The sequence below is a fragment of the Nostoc sp. genome (assembly GCF_036917135.1).
GTDB lineage: Bacteria > Cyanobacteriota > Cyanobacteriia > Cyanobacteriales > Nostocaceae > Nostoc.
The window spans coordinates 240,405-258,596 of sequence record NZ_JBALEA010000023.1; the positions used below are offsets into that span (position 1 = coordinate 240,405).

At 43.7% G+C, this 18,192-nt stretch carries 15 protein-coding genes; 11 read left to right on the plus strand and 4 right to left on the minus strand.

The genetic code is table 11. The annotated features are described in order from the left end of the window. The first annotated feature begins 42 nt into the window (after positions 1–42). From dndC to V7K50_RS05865, 7 genes are all read left to right on the plus strand, one after another. On the plus strand, positions 43–1,659 hold the full coding sequence (dndC, locus tag V7K50_RS05835; protein WP_334958079.1) for a DNA phosphorothioation system sulfurtransferase DndC: 1,617 nt from the start codon (positions 43–45) through the stop codon (positions 1,657–1,659). Between the two features lie 75 nt (positions 1,660–1,734). Continuing rightward, the gene (locus V7K50_RS05840; RefSeq protein WP_334958081.1) at positions 1,735–2,355 is read left to right on the plus strand and encodes a Uma2 family endonuclease; all 621 of its coding nucleotides are present in this window, start codon (positions 1,735–1,737) and stop codon (positions 2,353–2,355) included. A gap of 193 nt (positions 2,356–2,548) precedes the next feature. Continuing rightward, positions 2,549–4,588 carry a DNA sulfur modification protein DndD gene (dndD, locus tag V7K50_RS05845; RefSeq protein ID WP_334958083.1) on the plus strand — a complete coding sequence of 680 codons (2,040 nt, stop codon included), beginning with the start codon at positions 2,549–2,551 and terminating at the stop codon, positions 4,586–4,588. A 121-nt stretch (positions 4,589–4,709) separates the two neighbouring features. After that, the gene (lpxD, locus tag V7K50_RS05850; protein WP_334958085.1) at positions 4,710–5,762 is read left to right on the plus strand and encodes a UDP-3-O-(3-hydroxymyristoyl)glucosamine N-acyltransferase; all 1,053 of its coding nucleotides are present in this window, start codon (positions 4,710–4,712) and stop codon (positions 5,760–5,762) included. 403 nt (positions 5,763–6,165) lie between these two features. Further along, on the plus strand, positions 6,166–8,424 hold the full coding sequence (locus V7K50_RS05855) for an ATP-binding protein (protein ID WP_334958087.1): 2,259 nt from the start codon (positions 6,166–6,168) through the stop codon (positions 8,422–8,424). Beyond that, positions 8,421–8,894 carry a response regulator gene (locus tag V7K50_RS05860; protein WP_334958089.1) on the plus strand — a complete coding sequence of 158 codons (474 nt, stop codon included), beginning with the start codon at positions 8,421–8,423 and terminating at the stop codon, positions 8,892–8,894. The genes V7K50_RS05855 and V7K50_RS05860 overlap by 4 nt, the downstream gene beginning before the upstream one ends. Before the next feature lie 377 nt (positions 8,895–9,271). Beyond that, complete coding sequence (locus tag V7K50_RS05865) at positions 9,272–9,517, plus strand: hypothetical protein (RefSeq protein WP_334958091.1); 246 nt, start codon at positions 9,272–9,274, stop codon at positions 9,515–9,517. Here V7K50_RS05865 and V7K50_RS05870 read toward each other — a convergent pair. Continuing rightward, positions 9,514–10,419, minus strand: coding sequence for a CoB--CoM heterodisulfide reductase iron-sulfur subunit B family protein (locus V7K50_RS05870; RefSeq protein ID WP_334958093.1), 906 nt, complete (start codon positions 10,417–10,419; stop codon positions 9,514–9,516). The two genes, V7K50_RS05865 and V7K50_RS05870, sit on opposite strands and share 4 nt — an antisense overlap. 420 nt (positions 10,420–10,839) lie before the next feature. On the opposite strand from V7K50_RS05870, the gene acpP reads away from it, so the two are divergent. From acpP to tkt, 3 genes are all read left to right on the plus strand, one after another. Continuing rightward, positions 10,840–11,094, plus strand: a complete 255-nt coding sequence (acpP, locus tag V7K50_RS05875; RefSeq protein WP_334803048.1) for an acyl carrier protein — start codon at positions 10,840–10,842, stop codon at positions 11,092–11,094. A gap of 211 nt (positions 11,095–11,305) precedes the next feature. Next, positions 11,306–12,556 carry a beta-ketoacyl-ACP synthase II gene (gene fabF, locus V7K50_RS05880; RefSeq protein WP_334958095.1) on the plus strand — a complete coding sequence of 417 codons (1,251 nt, stop codon included), beginning with the start codon at positions 11,306–11,308 and terminating at the stop codon, positions 12,554–12,556. 513 nt (positions 12,557–13,069) lie between these two features. Then, positions 13,070–15,082 (plus strand): transketolase, encoded by a 2,013-nt coding sequence (tkt, locus tag V7K50_RS05885; protein WP_334958097.1) that lies wholly within the window; start codon positions 13,070–13,072, stop codon positions 15,080–15,082. Positions 15,083–15,511: 429 nt separating this feature from the next. Here tkt and V7K50_RS05890 read toward each other — a convergent pair whose 3' ends face one another. The 3 genes from V7K50_RS05890 to V7K50_RS05900 are packed head-to-tail and all read right to left on the minus strand — an operon-like array spanning position 15,512 to position 17,198. Continuing rightward, positions 15,512–16,750: an NAD(P)/FAD-dependent oxidoreductase gene (locus V7K50_RS05890; RefSeq protein WP_334958099.1), complete on the minus strand. Its 1,239-nt coding sequence runs from the start codon at positions 16,748–16,750 to the stop codon at positions 15,512–15,514. A gap of 49 nt (positions 16,751–16,799) precedes the next feature. Further along, entirely contained in the window at positions 16,800–16,964 is a 165-nt protein-coding gene (gene rd, locus V7K50_RS05895) for a rubredoxin (protein ID WP_334958101.1), read from the minus strand. A 39-nt stretch (positions 16,965–17,003) separates the two neighbouring features. Then, entirely contained in the window at positions 17,004–17,198 is a 195-nt protein-coding gene (locus V7K50_RS05900) for a hypothetical protein (protein WP_334958103.1), read from the minus strand. A 421-nt stretch (positions 17,199–17,619) separates the two neighbouring features. Between V7K50_RS05900 and V7K50_RS05905 the strand changes: the two genes are divergently transcribed. Continuing rightward, entirely contained in the window at positions 17,620–18,174 is a 555-nt protein-coding gene (locus V7K50_RS05905; RefSeq protein ID WP_334958105.1) for an SRPBCC family protein, read from the plus strand. Positions 18,175–18,192: the final 18 nt, after the last annotated feature.

Here is an 18,192-nt window from a genome sequence, read left to right on the forward strand (position 1 = left end):
TTCGCCCGAATATTATGCCAGTGTTTCCAGAGAGAAGGAGAAATGACTACAGCACAACAACCAGAAAATAAAGTTCAGCAAGCACGTACTGTAGCAGATTTAGTGGAAGATATCAAAGCTCTCACCACTGAAATTCAAGAATTGTATTGTTTAGATGAGATTCCTTGGGTTTTAGGCGTATCTTGGGGAAAAGACTCTAGTACAGTATTGCAGCTTGTATGGAATGCGATCGCGGCTCTTCCTCCAGAAAAAAGAACTAAAACAGTCTATGTAATTACAACAGATACGAAGGTAGAAAATCCTGTAGTGTCTGCTTGGGTTCGCAAATCCTTGCAAAATCTCAAAGTAGCTGCTAATAAACAGGGGATGCCAATTGATCCACATCTACTACAACCAGTAATTGAAGACACATTTTGGGTAAATCTTATTGGTAAGGGATATCCAGCACCTCGTAACCAGTTTCGTTGGTGTACACCACGTTTAAAAATTAATCCTGCTAATCAATTCATCCGTGAAATAGTTAGAGCTAACGGTGAAACAATTCTTGTATTGGGGACTCGCAAAGCAGAAAGCTCCAAACGTGCTGCCACAATGAAAAAGCATCAACTTGATAGAGTACGCGATCGCCTGAGTCCTAATGCCAGCTTACCCAACTCCTTAATTTATACCCCTATTGAAGATTGGAGTAATAACGATGTCTGGATATACCTGAATCAGTGGGATAATCCTTGGGGACAAAGCAATAAAGAATTATTCACTATGTATCGAGGTGCAACAGCCGATAATGAATGTCCACTAGTTGTTGATACTTCTACTCCTAGCTGCGGTGATTCCCGATTTGGCTGCTGGGTTTGCACACTAGTGAGTAAGGATAGATCAATGGAGGCAATGATTCAAAATGATGAAGAAAAAGAATGGATGCAGCCATTATTAGATATCCGTAACGAACTAGATATTAAAGATGATCGAGATAAAAGAGATTTTAGAAGAATTTGGGGTGAAGTCCAACTTTTTGAGCGTAATAAAGATGGGGAGATATCTGTCGAACCAATACCTGGTCCCTATACCAAATATTGGCGGGAACATTGGCTCAGACGATTATTAGAAGCGCAAACAAAAACCCGTCGGACAGCGCCAGAAAATATGCGCGATATCACCCTAATTACTCTCGAAGAAATGAGCGAAATTCGCCGCATTTGGCTAGAAGACAAACACGAATTTGATGATAGCTTACCCCGGATTTATCAAGAAGTGACAGGCGAAGAATTTCAAGACCCCCGTCCTGGTGCTGACTATAGCCTACTAGGTCGTGATGAATGGATAGTATTAGAAGAAATCTGTGAAGGTGACGCGATGCACTTGGAACTGATGGCGAAATTGTTAGACACAGAACGCCAGTATCGCAAAAAGACTCGTCGCGTCGGAATATACGACACCCTAGAAAAATGTTTTAATACGAGTTCCCGTTCTCCAGAAGATGCGATCAAAAATGCTCGTTTAAAACGCGAATTAAGCGAAGCGGTTAGTCAAGGTGATGTTGCAAAAGTCAAGCAGATGACTTTGGGCGATGTTGCAGCAATCAATGAAGTCGATGAAGGTGAAAGTGATGAGCAGGTAACTTGGGCAAGTATGAAATTTAAAAAGGAAAACTCAGAATAATAGAAGACGGGAGTCAACCAAACTACTTAAAGAACGCTTGACAAAGTTGGGTTATCTTAAAACAAGCGAGGTTCTATGATTCAAGCCATACACAAATTAGTAACTTTTGAAGATTTTGCAGCTTGGCGACCGGAGGGTGGGAGATACGAATTACATGATGGCGTGATTGTTGAAATGGCACAACCAGTCGGAGATCATGAAGATGTTGTTGGTTTTTTGGCGCTAAATATATCTATCGAAATTGGGCAACAAAAGCTTCCTTACTTCATTCCAAAAACTGTATTAGTCAAGCCATTTGAAGGTGAATCAGCTTATTCACCAGACATCTTAATAATCAATCGACCAAATTTAGTGAATGAGCCTTTATGGAAAAAAGAATCAACTGTATCTCAAGCTACATCTATTCCATTAGTTATTGAAGTTGTTAGTACTAATTGGCGAGATGATTACTACAAAAAATTAGCTGATTATGAAGGTATAGGTATTCCCGAATATTGGATTATAGATTATGCAGCTATAGGTGCTAGGAAGTTTATTGGCAATCCTAAGCTGCCTACTATATCCATTTATCAATTAATTGATGGTGAGTACCAAGTTACTCAATTTAAAGGCGATACCCATATTGTCTCGCCTACTTTCCCAGAATTGAATTTAACCCCCGAACAGATTTTTCAAGCTGGAGGTGTGCAAATCTAGCTACGCTTACCAACACAGAGACAGATACAATCGTATTTCTTAACAGTTAGTGATGGTATTATCTATGTTTCATAGACAATATTTTTTATCAATGCGTCAGACAAAACCATCTAATTAATTTTATCTGATTCCTTTGATCACAAACTTTCTGCTTCTGCGATCGCTGTCGAACTCATGTTAATCTTAAAAATCAATGATATTTCTTGAACTCGTTCTACAAAACTTTGGCCCCTACAGTGGGAAACAGGTAATCAATCTTAACCCAAAAATTGATGAGGAAAGCTCACACCCAATTATCTTATTAGGTGGGATGAATGGCGGCGGAAAAACTACCCTTATGGATGCCATTCGTCTCGCCCTTTACGGCCCCCGCGCCCAATGTTCTACCCGTGGTAATTTAAGTTATAACGATTTTCTCAATCAATGTGTTAACAACAAAGCGGAAAGTGCGGTCTTGGGGTCTCCCCAAGAGGAGCAACTTTCCAAGAGAATAGATCCAGTTGCAGATACCCGGATTGAATTACTTTTTGAACATATTGAAAACGACAAACCAATAAAATACCGTGTTGTGCGTAGTTGGACAAAAAACCCTAAAGATGGTAAAGATACATTAGGTATTTTAGGCGACAGTGATACCTGGCCTGATGCTTTAGTTAATATCTGGGATGAGTATATAGAAAATCTCCTACCTTTAGGAATTTCTAACTTATTTCTCTTTGATGGTGAACAGGTTAAAGAACTCGCAGAACAGGAAATACCACCACCGATTGTTGTTGAAGCTATTCGCGGACTTTTTGGACTAGAGTTGGCAGATCGTTTGGCAGTTGATTTAGATATTTTAGTTAACCGTAAACGCAAAGAATTTGCTGATACTAAAGATTTAGCTAATCTAGAAGAAATTGAAAAAAGATTGACGCAACAGCAACAAGATTATCAAGAAAGTGAACAGAATTTAGAAAATATCAAAAATCAACTAGAAGAATTAGAAATAAAGCAGCAAGAAGCTTTTGATAAATTTATTTCGGAGGGTGGTAAAATTGCGGCAGAACGCAATCAACTAGAAATACAACAGAAAGCGAAAACTGCGGAAATTGAACAAGTGCGTCAGTTAATGTGTGAATTGGCGGCTGATGTTTTACCCTTAGCATTAATTCCCAATTTACTTACTCAAGTGCAAACCCAGGGAGAACAAGAATTTCGCCATCGACAGATCCAAATTTCCAAAGATTTGTTAATTGAGAGAGATCAGCGCTTACTCAGTTGGCTAAGTCAGGTAGAAATTGCTGTAATACAAGTTGAAAAAATTCAATCATTTCTAGTCGAAGATGTAGAGAATTTATATGCAAAAACTCTCGATATGGAAGCATCTTGGTTATTAGCTGATGATGAAACCTTAAGTCAGCTAGATAATCTCATCTATCATTTGCAAAATTCTCAAATTTCGGCAAAAGAAAAATTAGCTATTATCAAAAATCAAGAAGAAGAAATTATCACTCTGGAAAGACAAGTGCAAACAGCAGCAGCACCAGAAGATTATACAAAGCTCCGTCAGGCAGTAGAAGCGGCACAAAATCATGTTGTTGAAGCTAAAGCAAGTTACGAAACAATTCGCCGTCGGTTAGCTGAATTAGAAACTATTATTGCTAAGTCTAAAAAAGAATTAAGTGAATACACTGTAGAAAATATTAAATATAAAAATAACGAACATATTATTAACTCTGCGGCTAAAGTTCAAGAAACACTCAAGATTTTCCGTGAGAAATTAACCTTGAGAAAACTCAATAAATTAGAGGAAGAAGTTAAAAATTGCTTCCTTTATCTCCTTCACAAATCAGATTTAGTGCATCGTATTGCCATTGATACTAATACTTTCGGACTTTCCTTGTATGATTTCAATGGTAAACCAGTCCCTAAACATCGTTTATCGGCTGGCGAAAAACAACTACTAGCGATCGCCTTCCTCTGGGGTTTAGCCAAAGTCTCTGGACACCGCTTGCCAGTAGCAATCGATACACCGTTAGGTAGACTAGATTCCTCTCACCGGAGTAACTTAGTTGAACGTTACTTTCCATCCGCCAGCCATCAAGTAATTTTGTTATCTACCGATACCGAGATTGGACAGAAAGAAGTAGAAACACTGCGAGAAAACGAAGCGATCGCTCGTGAATACCTGCTGAAATACGACTCTTCCACCCGCCAAACAACAGTGATAGAAAATCAATATTTTTGGTAGTAGATAGCCTCTAAAAAGTTGAGCGATGCCTGCGGCGGTAAACTAGGCAACTTTTTTCAGCTTAGATATGGCAAAAATAAAGCTACCATCCTTTGTAGATCAATTTTGAACACACCGAACAATGAAATTCAGCGAAATCCTCCGCCAATTTGGTGATGCGGCTACCAATCATAGTCTGACTAGCAACCCAGATCATGACCTAGAAATTACAGGGGTAGCAGCCGTTGATGAAGCTACCAACGGTACTCTCAGCTACGTAGAAGGTACAAAATTTGGGTCTTTTGTCAGCAAGACCAATGCGACTGCTTTAATTTTGCCCCAGGACGAAAAATTACAGATGCTTGCACAAGAGAGGGGTATTGTCTGGATAGAGACTCCAAATCCGCGACTGTTGTTTGCCAAAGCGATCGCACTTTTTTACCAACCATATCGCCCCGTCCCAGAAATTCATCCCAGTGCTGTAATTCACTCCACCGCAAAAGTTGGTAGTGATGTTTATATTGGCCCCCATGCTGTGATTCAACAAGGGGTAGAAATTGGCAATGGTGCAATCATTCATCCCAATGTGGTGATTTATCCAGATGCCAAAATAGGCGATCGCACCACCTTGCACGCCAACTGTACCATCCACGAACGCACCCGCATCGGTGCAGATTGTGTCATTCACAGTGGGGCTGTCATTGGTGCAGAAGGCTTTGGCTTCGTTCCTACCCGGACTGGTTGGTTCAAAATGGAACAATCTGGCTACACAGTCTTAGAAGATGGCGTGGAAGTTGGCTGCAATACCGCCATTGACCGCCCAGCCGTCGGAGAAACACGGATAGGTAGCAATACAGTAATTGATAACTTAGTACAAATAGGTCATGGTTGCCAAATTGGTGCCGGCTGTGCGATCGCAGCTCAGGCTGGTATGGCCGGCGCAGTCAAACTTGGAAATCGGGTAATTCTAGCTGGGCAAGTAGGAATTGCCAATCAAGCGAAAATGGGAGATGGAGCGATCGCATCTGCTCAAGCTGGAATTCATAACGATGTTGCACCAGGAGAAATTGTCTCTGGAACTCCAGCCCTTCCTCACAAATTATATCTCAAGGCATCTGCTGTTTATAGTCGCCTGCCAGATATGTATCAATCGCTAAAACAATTGCAACGTAAATTAAAAAATAGTAATGATTAAACCAATTCGTATTCATACAGCGCTTCCGGCTATTATGGAATATAGTTTTTCTCCTTGCCCCTCTCCTAGCATACCTTTCAGCTATGAGGTACATCCTCAAAGCTAGCAAAAGTGCTGTAATTACACCAGTTTTTATGTATTTGAACCACATCTTTCGTAAGGACACAGCATTGCTCATGCGTGTCAACTTAAGCCTCGTCTAGACGCGGTTTCTAACCGCCCTTTTAACCTGAAGTTGACACCAATTAGCAATGCTAAAGCCCCTACCGCGTGGTCTATTTATCTGAAAATAGCTGTAAGTTTTGTCACGAGGATTTTACGCACCTTTGCGGAACGCTACGCGAACTTGGGTTAAAAACTTGTTAATTTTGAATTTGCAACTTGGAATTGGGAGCAAAGCGACGTGACTGATGAGACGATTGATTTGACAAACTGCGATCGCGAACCGATTCACATTCCAGGTCTAATTCAACCTCACGGGATTTTACTAGCTTTGCAATATCCTACTCTGGAAATAGTTCAGGTGAGCAGCAACACTCAGCAAGTTGTTGGCCGTCAACCAGAGGAATTGCTGGGTAAGCCGCTATCAGACTTATTCGATGCCAAGCAGATTAAGCTGATTGAACAATGTCTAAAAGAAGATTTTGAAAGCATCAATCCCCTCAATTTGTCCATCAAGCATTTGAAAAAATCAATCTATTTTGATGGCATTGTGCATCATTTAGATAACATGATTATTATGGAATTGGAGCCGAAAAAAGCGAAAGGCAAAACAGGCTTTTTTGACTTCTATCAACAGGTAAGAGGAACCATTACCCGGATTCAAAAAGCCCCCACGCTCGTGGAAATATGCCAACTCGTAGTTACAGAAGTTCGGCGGATTACTGGCTTTGAACGTGTCATGGTCTATCGATTTGATCAGGAAGGGGCAGGTAGGGTAATCGCTGAAGATACTGACCAGGAAACGCCCTATTTAGACTTACACTATCCGCCCTCTGACATTCCCAAGCAAGCTCGACAGCTATACACTCTCAACTGGCTGCGGCTGATCCCAAATGCCAATTATCAACCTGTTGCCTTAATTCCAGCAGACAATCCCTTGACAAATCAACCACTTGATATGAGTTTATCGGTGTTGCGGAGTGTTTCTCCAATTCATCAAGAGTACTTGCAAAATATGGGCGTGACTGCCTCCATGTCTATTTCCCTAATGCACGATCAAAAGCTTTGGGGATTGATTGCCTGTCATCATTCGTCGCCCAAATATCTTCCTTACAATATCCGCACCGTGTGCGAGTTTATTGGACAGGTGATGTCTGTGGAACTGGCAAACAAAGAAGCGAGTGAAGATATTGAATATAAAAGGCAATTGAAGTCATTACAAACTGAATTTGTCGAAGCGTTATCTCAGGCTGAATATTTCCTGGATGGCATGGTGCAACTGAAATCGCAATTACTCAATTTGGTGAATGCTACCGGAGCGGTGATATGTAGTGGCGATCAGTGCATTCGAGTGGGTAAAACGCCATCAGAGGAAGAGGTTCACGCTTTACTCCATTGGATTAAACCTCACCTTTTTCATAACTTGTTTGAGACACGATCGCTCTTTAAAGATTATCCTGCCGCCGAGTCATTTAAAGCGATCGCTAGTGGGGTGTTAGCCCTGGAAATTTCTAAAGTTCACCACAATTACATTCTCTGGTTTCGTCCAGAGGTGATGCAAACTGTGAATTGGGGAGGCAACCCCAACAAACCTGTAGAACTTTTATCAAATGGTAATTTAAGAATATCTCCTCGCAAATCCTTTGAATTATGGCAAGAAACAGTGCAAGGGTGTGCCCTGCCCTGGAAAGCCTGTGAAATTGAAGCGGTTACTGAATTGCGAAGCTTGGTTGTGGGCGTTGTGTTGCGGCAGGCAGACAAACTAGCATCAATGAATTATGAATTACAACGCAGTAACGAAGAACTCGATTCTTTCGCCTACGTTGCCTCCCATGACTTAAAAGAACCGCTCCGGGGCATTCACAATTATGCTAACTTTTTAATGGAAGACTATGCAGAAGTCTTGGATGATGATGGGGTTGCCAAACTCCAAACTCTGGTACGGCTGACGCAGCGCATGGAAGACTTGATTAATTCACTGCTGCATTTCTCCCGGTTGGGACGCGCCGAACTGATCAGACAACCAGTGAATTTGGATGAATTAGTGCCACAGATAATCACCACCTTGACCATCGCCCGACCGCAAAGCGAAGTTGAGTTTCGTATTCCTCGACCACTTCAAAGCATTTTGTGCGATCGCGCTCAGATTAATGAACTCTTCAGCAACCTGATCAGCAACGCCATTAAGTACAATGATAAACCTGAGAAGTGGGCCGAAATTGGTTTGCTCGAAGAAAATACGAAAGAAAAAGCTGCTCCCACTCCTCTGACTTTCTATGTCCGTGATAACGGCATTGGCATCCCACCAGAGCATCTCGACAAAATTTTTCAAATCTTCCGCCGCTTACATGGACGAGACGACTTTGGCGGGGGAACTGGGGTAGGGTTAACCATTGCCCGGAAAATCGTCGAACGTCACGGTGGTAGAATTTGGGTGGAATCCACTCCCACTCAAGGAAGTACGTTTTATTTCACCCTGTCAGCGGAGGCTAACCCATGACTAGTATTTCAGCTTCTCCTCTCAGGCAAACGCCATTACTTTTAATTGTCGAGGATAGCAACGAAGACTTTGAGGCACTGCAAAGATTTCTCCGAAAATCTCACATTAGTATCCCCATTCATCGGTGTGTGAGTGGGGAACAAGCGTTGGCCTTTCTTTATCGGACTGGCAAGTATGTAGAGCGCGAGAGTTCGCCCCGTCCCGGTTTGATAGTGCTTGACTTGAATCTGCCCGGAACTGATGGACGAGAAGTATTGCACCGAATTAAACATGATGATAACTTGAATATGATTCCGGTTGTGGTGTTTACCACCTCTAATAATCCCAAAGATATTGAAGTATGCTATCGATCGGGAGTCAACAGTTATATTGTTAAGCCGATAAATTTTTCTCAACTGAAACGAGATATTCAACTGCTTGTGGAGTATTGGTTTGAAGTCACAACACTGCCCGATTGCCCACAAGATTAAAGGAATTGGGAATTGGTAAGGGGGAATTGGGAATTGGGAATTGGTAAGGGGGAAATAGAGCCATTCTTAGCCCAATACTGTTCAGTTAAGCCCGAAATCCTTGGTAGAGACGCGAAATTTCGCGTCTCTACAGGTCTAAAATCAATACCAAAAATCCTTAACCCAAGCGTATTGATTCTTAGCCCCCCTTAAAAAGGGGGGTTGGGGGATCGATTCAAAACCTACGCAGTATTTACGCAGTATTAGCCCTCACTGGCGGCAGAGCCACCAAGAGCAGCATTTCCAGTCGAGAAATTGGAAACGAGGTTTATAACTCGGAAGTTGCACCTTTTAACTCGGCAGTTGGAGTTCAGAACTCGGAAGTTGCACCTTTTAACTTGGCAGTTGGAGTTCAGAACTCGGAAGTTGCACCTTTTGACTCGGCAGTTGGAGTTCAGAACTCGGCAGTTGCACCTTTTAACTCGGCAGTTGGAGTTCAGAACTCGGAAGTTGCACCTTTTGACTCGGCAGTTGGAGTTCAGAACTCGAAACTTCTACTCAATAAGGTGATTTCCGAGAAAGAAAATACCTGTGTCGAAACCAACGGCGGCGGTATATTTATTCCTGTAAATCGCCTAAACTAAAATCCTAATTTTTCCAACACTGACTTTGTGGAAACAACGTGACGGTCTAAACCCAGTTCTTTGGGACTAACCCCAAGTGCCAAAGCAATCAACTGGGGTAAATGCAACACTGGTAAACCTAACTTCTGTTCAATCACCTTTTCCACCTCTGGCTGACGCGAATCTAAATTTAAGTGGCACAGAGGACAAGGCGTAACTATACAATCAGCACCAGATGCTAAAGCGTCTTGAATATGCATCCCCGCCATCTGGAAAGATTGGGTAGTGGCATAACTAGAAAGCGGCCAACCACAACATTGTGTCCGACCTCGGTAATAAATTGGTGTTGCACCCACCGCCCGAAACATATTTTCCATCGCTTCCGGTTGGAACGGATCGTCATCAGGCATAGATTTTTGGGCGCGGAGGAGATAACAGCCATAAAACGCGGCACATTTTAATCCAGTTAACTTCCGGGTGACACGTTTGGTAATTTCCTCTAAACCGTAATCTGTCACCAAGGCGTAGAGAAGATGTTTAACTTCAGTACTGCCGCGATAAGGCGAACACCCTTCCTTTTGCAGCAAGCCATTAACCTGTTCAATGTAGTCCGGGTTAGAAGTCTTACATTCCTTCAGATTTTCATTGACGTGACCGATAACACCTTGACAAGTGCTGCAATGGGTAAGCAAGGGCAGATTTAATTCTTCTGCTAAAGCAATATTTCTGGCGTTGACTGTATCTTCTAGCAATTGGGAATCTTCTTTAAATGTGCCAGAACCGCAGCAAGCAGCTTTTTTCAGTTCAACCAATTCAATGCCCAGTGCTTGAGTCAGGGCTTGAGTTGACTGGTAAAGTTCCCGACAGGCCCCTTGGGCAACACAACCGGGGAAGTAAGCGTATTTCAGGGTGTGAGGTAGCATAGAAGTATGTTTGGGTTAGAACGATCGCTCTAAACAATAACTGTTTTTTCATCCCTTGTTAGCACCGAAGTTCTGATGTTTGATGTTCAGCAACCCTTTAACCGTCTAGGTTAAAAGCCGCAGCATCTACATATTCTGATTGCTAGCAAGGCTGTAAATACCGATGGAGACATTGTAAAAAATCTTAGCAATAATTGAAAACCTGAAGCATTTACAAGGTATCGGCCATAGCGTAACACGCCCCACTACCCAAGTATTAAGAGAAAACTTACCCCATTCTTCATTAGAAGAAAGGTTTTCTCAGATAAAAACCCTTGGCAGTATGCGGGCGATCGCGCTTGACGATAAGATGTATATGCTCAAAACAATGTCTCCTCTAAAGAGCAGAACTTCGCAACTGGTTAAGGAATTTTATTACTTATGAGCCAAACGGAACTTTTTGAAAGAGTCAAGAAAATCGTCATCGAACAACTGAGTGTTGAATCGCCTGATACAGTGACACCACAAGCCAAATTTATGGAAGACCTGGGAGCAGATTCTCTCGATACCGTTGAATTGGTGATGGCCTTGGAAGAAGAATTTGAAATCGAAATTCCCGATGAAGCTGCGGAGCAGATTACATCGGTTCAAGATGCAGTAGATTACATCAATAGTAAAGTTACCGCATCAGCTTAATTGGGGATTGGGGATTGGGAAAATTTTTATCCAACACCTAGTCACCTTTTATGTGACGTTAGGAACGTCACTAACGCCACTCGCTCTAAGTCGGCAAATCCGATGCCAGTCGCTCACAAAGGAAACCTTTAAGACCGCGCTGGCTCACCAGTACCTAGTTGGTAGGCTCGAATTTTTTGCCTGCTGCTTTTTCGCCATTTTTAACTGAATCATGACAGATCATACACGTAAACGCGTTGTTGTAACTGGTGTTGGCGCGATTACACCAATAGGTAACACAGCAACAGAATATTGGAATGGATTATTGAGTGGACGCAATGGCATTGACTACATCACATTATTTGATGCGTCTCGCCATGATTGCCGGATTGCTGGTGAGGTGAAAAATTTCGATCCCCATGATTACTTGGAGCGTAAAGATGCCAAGCGTATGGATCGATTTTCCCAATTTGGGGTTGCGGCAGCAAAACAGGCTCTATCTAACGCGCAGTTAGTGATCAATGACCTGAATGCAGAACAGGTAGGTGTCATGATCGGTTCTGGCATTGGTGGCATTAAGGTATTAGAAGACCAGCAAACTATCTACCTCAACCGTGGTCCAGATCGCTGTAGTCCATTCATGATCCCGATGATGATCGCTAATATGGCAGCAGGATTAACGGCAATTCACACAGGCGCTAAAGGTCCCAACTCATGCCCTGTAACCGCTTGTGCTGCTGGTTCCAATGCCATAGGAGATGCTTTTCGCTTAATTCAAGGGGGATATGCCCAGGCGATGATTTGCGGGGGAACGGAGTCAGCTGTCACACCATTGTCGATAGCTGGGTTCGCCGCTTGCAAGGCACTCTCTTTTAACAATGATGATCCGGCTCATGCTTGCCGTCCCTTTGACCGCGATCGCAATGGATTTATCTTGGGTGAAGGTTCAGGAATTTTAATTCTAGAAGAACTCCAACACGCCATCAATCGCGGCGCTCACATTTATGCCGAAATGATCGGCTATGGTATGACCTGCGACGCCTACCATATCACTTCCCCCGTACCTGGTGGACTCGGAGCAGCTAGAGCCATCGAACTAGCTCTCAAGGATGCACAAGTAACTCCCGAACAAATTAGCTACATTAACGCCCACGGCACTAGCACCCCAGCTAATGATTCAACTGAAACCTCAGCAATCAAAAAAGCCTTGGGAGAATATGCCTATAAGGTGGCAATTAGCTCCACCAAATCGATGACAGGTCATTTATTGGGCGGTTCTGGGGGTATTGAAGCAATAGCAACAGTACTGGCGATCGCTAATGACCAAATTCCACCGACAATCAATCTGGAAAATCCCGATCCAGAATGTGACTTAGATTATGTGCCTCACTCTAGCCGCGCTCAAAAAGTCGAGGTAGCAATATCCAATTCTTTTGGGTTTGGCGGTCATAATGTCACACTAGCCTTTAAGAAATACGTTTAAAAGAAGGCAGGAGGCAGGGAGCAGGGAGCAGGGAGCAGGGGGAGATGAGGGGGATGAGGGAGTGAGGGACAAGAATTAATAACCAATACCCACTTGCCCTGAGCGGAGCCGAAGGGATACCCACTTGCCCTGAGCGAAGCCGAAGGGATGCCCACTTGCCCTGAGCGAAGCCGAAGGGATGCCCACTTGCCCTGAGCGGAGCCGAAGGGATGCCCACTTGCCCTGAGCGAAGCCGAAGGGATGCCCACTTGCCCTGAGCGGAGCCGAAGGGATGCCCACTTGCCCTGAGCGAAGCCGAAGGGATGCCCAAAGTATCAGAAATATCATTCGGATATAAAGTAAGCGTTCAGCATGACCCAATTATCAGCTTGATTTATCACCATAAACTCAGGAGATCCCGCTTGTCCATCTACAAGCGGGAATGGGATGATGAAGATACTATGGGGAATCTAAAAATAACCCCAGCAAGAGAAGCTACAAAGAGTGCTAACCCGTCGTTAAAAACAAGAGATTATGGCTGTTGCAACCCAATCCCTCGAAGAACTTTGTATTAACTCGATCCGCTTCTTGGCTGTTGATGCCGTAGAAAAGGCAAAATCGGGACACCCAGGACTACCAATGGGCGCGGCTCCAATGGCTTTTGTGCTTTGGGATCGCTTTTTGAAGTTTAACCCCAAGAATCCCAAGTGGTTTAATCGCGATCGCTTTGTCTTGTCTGCCGGTCATGGCTCGATGTTGCAGTATGCCCTACTGTACCTCGCAGGCTACGATAGCGTCACCATTGAAGATATCAAGCAATTCCGTCAATGGGAATCCAAAACCCCTGGACACCCCGAAAACTTCATGACCCCAGGCGTGGAAGTCACAACTGGCCCCTTGGGTCAAGGAATCGCCAATGGAGTTGGTTTAGCGATCGCCGAAGCACACCTTGCTGCTAAATACAACAAACCCGATACCAAGATTGTTGACCATTACACCTACGTAATTTTAGGTGACGGTTGCAACATGGAAGGAATTTCTGGTGAAGCTGCTTCTTTTGCGGGACACTTGGGATTAGGGAAACTCATCGCTTTATACGACGACAACCACATTTCCATCGACGGTTCCACAGATGTGGCATTCACCGAAGACGTTTCTAAGCGCTTTGAAGCTTACGGTTGGCACGTTTTGCACGTCAAAGATGGTAATACAGATTTAGAAGCGATCGCTAAAGCAATTGAAGAAGCTAAATCTGTCACCGATAAACCATCAATGATTAAGGTGACAACCACCATCGGTTATGGTTCCCCCAATAAAGCAAACACTGCTGGCGTTCACGGTGCTGCTTTGGGTGGAGACGAAATAGCATTGACTCGGAAAAATTTGGGTTGGGAATACGAGCCTTTTGATATTCCACAAGATGCTCTCAACCACACACGCAAAGCAGTTGAGCGCGGTGCAGGTTACGAAACCGAATGGAACAAAACCTTTGCCGACTACAAAGCTAAGTATGGCCAAGAAGCGGCTGAATTTGAACGTTACATAAGCGGCAAACTGCCCGATGGTTGGGATAAAGTACTACCAACTTACACCCCAGAAGATAAAGGATTACCCACCCGTAAACATTCAGAAACTTGCCTCAACAAACTGGCGGCGGTTCTACCTGAATTGATTGGTGGTTCGGCTGACTTAACCCACTCCAACTTGACCGAAATCAAGGGTAAGGGCGACTTCCAAAAAGGGCATTACGAAAACCCCAACATCCACTTTGGTGTACGGGAACATGCTATGGGCGCAATCTGTAATGGGATAGCGCTGCACGCTTCGGGATTAATTCCCTACGGTGCAACCTTCTTAATCTTCACAGATTATATGCGTGCTGCCATCCGCTTATCCGCCCTTTCCCAAGCTGGCGTGCTTTGGGTGATGACTCACGATTCCATTGGACAAGGTGAAGATGGGCCAACACACCAACCCATCGAAACTTTAGCTTCCTTGCGAGCTATTCCTAATTTATTAGTGTTTCGTCCCGCAGACGGTAACGAAACCTCTGGCGCTTATAAAATAGCGATCGAAAAGGCGAAACAAAATGCTCCATCTCTGTTCGCGTTCAGCCGTCAAAATGTCCCAAACTTGGCAGGTACTTCCATTGAGGGCGTAGCCAAGGGTGGATACACCGTGGTTGATAGCCAAGGTACACCTGAGATCATCCTGATTGGCACTGGTTCAGAATTGAGCCTCGCCGTCACCGCCGCCGAAAAACTCACGGCTGAAGGTAAGAAAGTCCGGGTTGTCTCGCTACCTTCATGGGAACTGTTTGAAGCACAGGATGCGGCTTATAAAGAGTCGATTTTGCCGAAAGCTGTCACCAAGCGCTTGTCTGTAGAAGCTGCTAGCAGTTTCGGTTGGCACAAATACGTGGGTAGTGAAGGCGATTGCGTTAGTATCGATCGCTTTGGTGCTTCGGCTCCAGGTAATGTTTGTTTAGAGAAGTTTGGTTTTAGCGTTGATAATGTGTTGGCTAAGGCTAAACAATTGTTGGGTTAATAGCAACAGAATATTCTCAAAATTCTGTGGGGTGGGCATCTTGCCCGCCTTTTTTTTTCAATTGACGCAAATTAGAGTAGTTAAGTCATATCATGCCCGCTTGATTACTTATTAAACCCGAAGAACCCCACCCCGCCAAAGCTACGCTTTGTCTCCCCTCCCGAAGAGCCTACGGTGTACACACAAGTCGAAAAAAGCTCGATTTCCCATTTCTCTCGTTCCCAGGCAGAGCCTGGGAACGAGTAAAGCCTTATCAAGTTGGGTTTTAGGACTTGTGTGTACATCGTAGCCCGAAGAGCGGGGAGGTTGGGGGTGGGGTGCAATGACTGTGGAAATCACAACTATTTATACGGTGACGATATCAGTACCTCATGTTGGCGTAGCCTAAGAAGAGAAGTTGAAATCTGCTGTAATCCCTGTGCGGAAGTACTAATCGCTAGTCGCCATTGCCACTCCTGCTAAATACCCGGTTGTCCAAGCACTTTGAAAGTTAAACCCACCGGTAACGCCATCAATATCTAAGATTTCTCCGGCAAAATAAAGACCAGGAACTAACCTACTTTCCATCGTCTTGAAGTTGACTTCTTTAAGCTTGACACCACCACAGGTAACAAATTCTTCTTTGAAGGCTCCTTTGCCGTTGATTAAGTATTGTCCCAGAGTAAGTTCTTGCACTAGTTGATTTAAGGTTTTGCTAGATATTTCTGCCCAACGGTCTTCTGTGGTGATGCCTGCACGAGCAATGATATATTGCCAGAGACGATGGGGGAGATCAACGCCACGATGCAATGCGATCGCTTTCTTTCCCCATTCATCTTTAACTGCTAAAACTTTTTCTCGCACTTGTTCTTGGTGCATAAGAGGCAGCCAATTAATCAATAATGTGGCTTGATAGCGGCCTTGGTGCAAAACTCTCGCACCCCAAGCAGAAAGTTTCAAAACAGCCGGGCCACTCAAACCCCAGTGGGTAATTAGCAATGGCCCAGTTTGTTGTAATTGGGATTTTCCGCCCCCAGATAACCGCAATTGGGCAGGGTTAACGCTAACTCCAGCCAAATCCCGCAACTTTTGATCGACAATGTTGAAGGTAAATAAGGAGGGTACTGGGGGTTCAACTTGATGACCTAACTCTCGGACAATTTTATAACCCACAAGGCTGCTACCGGTTGCCAAAAGTAGGCGATCGCATTTAATCGTCTCTCCCGACTTCAGCAGAATATCAAACCCCTCATCTGCTGAGGTTCGTTTCACTGAAGTGACGTGTGTCCCTATACGCAGTTTTACCCCAGATGTCGCCACCGCTTTAATCAGACATTCCACAATGGTTTCTGAAGTATTGGTGACAGGAAACATCCGCCCATCAGCTTCAGTTTTGAGATAGACTCCGTGAGTAGCAAACCAAGCTACTGTATCTTGAGGGGCAAACCGAGTCAAAGCACCCCGCAAAGCTTTTGCACCTCTAGGGTAATTTTGCACCAATTCCTCAGAGTCAAAGCAAGCATGAGTCACGTTGCAGCGTCCGCCACCAGAAATTAGCACTTTCGCTAGGGGTTGGCGACTCGCTTCGAGTAATGTAACTTCGGCTTGAGGATTGGCTTTAGCACAAGCGATCGCGCCAAAAAATCCCGCAGCCCCACCCCCAATAACTACAATTTGTAACGGTAGCAAGTTCTAAAATTTCTCAATAGCACGTACTTTACTAGGCTAGCTGTTATTTTTACTCTTCATCAGGTTCAAAGTCTGATTTTTGGGCACCGCAAGTTGGACACACCCAATCTTCTGGTATATCTTCAAAGGCTGTTCCCGGTGCTATACCGCTATCTGGATCGCCTTGTTCTGGGTCATATATATAGCTACAAATAGTGCATTTATACTTTGCCATGTTCGTTTCCTTTAATAAATTGTTGGTATTGCTTCCCGATTAAATACGCCACCATCTCCTTTGGGCGTAACTGATTATCCCGATCGCTATAGCCCCTAGTAGCAGTAGCAAAATTATTCCACCTGGAATAAAAGTGAGAATCCCAAAGCCTCTGAGTACCCAGACGGCGACACTAACGCCGAGAAGCATACCAAAAATTTGGATTAATCTACGATTTAAAGAAGATTGACTCACCGACTTTTCCTCTCAACTCAATAGAGATTACACTTGATATTCACAATTAAGATATGAAGTTACGATGAAGTTACAGTTTCATCAGAAATAACACTTAAAAATCCAGAGATGCTATCCAGAGCTAGGGCTAAGGTGCTTGATATTAGGTTGTGTTTGTGCCATTCTAGCTGTTAACAACTCAGTTTTCATCTACAAATATTGCTCTGATAAACCTCACTTAAGTATTGATTGTGTTAATTGTGATAAGAAGCACAGTTTTTACAGTAAAGTGACTGAAATAATTAGCAGAAAATCACTGTTTCTGGGAAAGATAGGTATTAGACTGGAAATAAAATTTAATGGGTTGGATCTAAATCAAGTTTTATGGCTTGTAGTTTCAACTCTATTTAGGTGGATGAGTTGAGGAGTAACTAAAATCATTATGTCTGCGTCTTATATATCAGACTCAATTATTGCAGGTTCAGATATGGCTTGGAGTCAAGACAAGCAAAAGTTATTGGTACAGGGTGAAATTTTGGTAGAAACGCGATCGCACAAGACGTGTGGTGGCGCGGTGACAGCCTGGATGTATGTGCCGATGGTGCGATCGCAAGTTTGGCAGCAACTAACTGATTATCCCCGGTGGGTGCAATATTTTCCCGATATTACCAAAAGCGAGGTAGTACAGAAAGGTGAAGTCAAGCGTCTATATCAAGCAGCACAAAAAGCCTTCTTCTTTTTCACGGCTCAAGTGGAAATTTACCTCAACGTTGTAGAAGTGCTGGGGCAGCAAATCCAGTTTCGCATGGAAAAAGGGACTTTTGAGGACTTTAACGCCAATTTAGAACTCAAAGATTGCGGTAACGGCACAATACTTGCTTATACTGTGCAAGCTACACCTCTGATTCCAATTCCATCAATTTTCATTCAACAAGCAATGAACTTGGAGTTGCCGGCAAATATGCGTAAAATGCGACAAGTGCTTTGTAAGGGTTAATCAATTTTGGATTTTAGA